The following is a 1,852-nucleotide window of genomic DNA, read 5'->3' as shown; positions in this document are numbered from 1 at the left end:
CGCGCAGCCGCCGCACGTGTCCACCTGCCGCACGCCGGCGGACTTTCTCGCGCTCCTCCCCCACTTGCTCGGCTTCGAGCCGCGCAACAGCCTCGCCGTGGTGCGCTTCGTCGGCACGCGCTCGCGCGAGCTCCTCCGCATCGATCTGCCGCAGGAGGACGGCGCCGAGCAGGCAGCCGACGCACTCAGCACCGTGTGCGCCGCGCTCGACTCACTGGCGGCAGCGCCACCCGTTGATCTCCCGGTCGCGGTGGGACTCGCCATCGTCACGGATGTGCCGTTCGCCGGCGCCGGGCCGCCCTGGCGGCGGCTCGCCGAGGCGCTCCGCGTCGGGCTGCCCCGCGCTGGCTACGGGGTGCGTGAGCTGTGCTGCCGCGCGCCAGACGGTTGGGCGAGCTCCCTCGATGACCGAGCACCGCGCGGCGGGCGACCGCTCAGCGAGCTCTCCCTCGCACCGATCGCGCTCTCCGCCGCGGTGCACACGGGTGCCCTCCCCGAGCAGCGGCACCTGGGCGCGATCCCCGCACCAGAGCCCGCACGGGCGCGGGCGGTCGCGCGGGCGCTTGACAGCCCGCCGGAGCACGCGTCCCCACTGCGGCAGCCACCGCTCGGCGATCCCGAGTGGCTCGCGCGCGCCGACGCTCACGCGCGCGGCCTCCGCTCGGCGGCGCCGCTCAGCGCGGCGCACATCGCGCGCCTCATCACGGAGCTCCGCGACCACCGGGTGTGGTGCGTCACCGCGCTCAGCCTCTTCGGGCGCCACCGTCTGGCGGCTGCGGTGGCGCCGGGCAGCCGGGCGGCGCACGAGTTCGCGGCGCTCCCCATCGACCGGGGCCCGCGCGGCGGGTGGTCGGTGCATCGGCTCCTCGCGCACGCGTCCCCGGCGTTCACGGACGCGGAGCGGTTGCCGCTCGTGCGCGAGCGGCTGTCGGAGTCGCTCGCCGTGTGCCCACCACCGCTCCGTGCCTCGCTCTACGCGCTGAGCGCATGGACGTGGTGGCTCACGGGCCTGCAGAGCGTCGCCGAGCGGCAGCTCGACGCGGCGTACCGCGCCGAACCAGCGAATCCGCTGGTCCCGATGCTCCGCGAGCTCACCGCGGTGCCGAGCCACCTCGTGCGCGCCGCAGCGCTCCTGCACGCGCCACCTCAGCGCTCATCACCGAGACCAGCCGCGCGATGACCGCGTCGGAGATCTCGCCTGGCAGGGTGAAGCGCAACGCGGACTGAGCGGTGTCCGGGTCGATCCCCATTGCGAGGAGCGCGGGTGAGGGATCGGAGCGGCCGGCCGCGCACGCCGAGCCGGAGGACACGGCGAGCCCCGCGGCGTCGAGCGCGACGAGCAGGGATTCCCCGCTCACCCCAGCGACCGTGAAGGAGGCGTGGCCGGGCAGCCGCTCGTCGGGGTCGCCGGTGAGGCACGCACCGGGCACGCCGGCGAGCACCGCGTCGATCAGCGCGTCGCGGCACCGCATGAGCGCGAGCGCGCGCTGCCCGATCTGCGCGTGCACGGCGGCGACGGCAGCTCCGAAGCCGGCGATCCCCGCGACGTTCTCGGTGCCGGAGCGGAGCCCGCGCTCCTGCCCGCCGCCGTGCAGCAGCGGCTCAAGCGGCAGGCGCGTCCGCACGAGGAGCGCGCCGACGCCCTGCGGCCCGCCGAACTTGTGCGAGGCGATCGTCAGCGCGTCGACGGCGTCGCCAGGCCAGGGCGCGGCACGGCCCAGCGACTCGGCGTCCACGATCCCGCGATCGCTGAACGAGACCGGCAGGGTCGCCGCCGCCTGCACCGCGTCCGTGTGCACGAGCACGCCGCGGGCGCGGGCCGCGGCCGCGATCTCCTGGATCGGCTGCACGG

At 76.3% G+C, this 1,852-nt stretch carries 2 protein-coding genes; one reads left to right on the top strand and one right to left on the bottom strand.

Annotated features, from left to right (window positions below):
- Nucleotides 1-1,180 (top strand): DUF4192 family protein (locus tag EGM46_RS14455; RefSeq protein ID WP_206427599.1); only part of this gene is annotated, 1,180 nt, incomplete at its 5' end.
- On the opposite strand, the gene EGM46_RS14450 is transcribed toward EGM46_RS14455, so the two are convergent.
- Nucleotides 1,092-1,852: cysteine desulfurase family protein (locus tag EGM46_RS14450; RefSeq protein ID WP_125100819.1), on the bottom strand; the 761-nt coding region annotated here is incomplete at its 5' end. The two genes, EGM46_RS14455 and EGM46_RS14450, sit on opposite strands and share 89 nt — an antisense overlap.

It is taken from the genome of Leucobacter chromiireducens (assembly GCF_003917135.1).
GTDB classification, from domain to species: Bacteria; Actinomycetota; Actinomycetes; order Actinomycetales; family Microbacteriaceae; genus Leucobacter; species Leucobacter chromiireducens_A.
The sequence above is the reverse complement of the archived record's forward strand: the minus strand, read 5'-3'. Positions and strand labels throughout refer to the sequence as shown.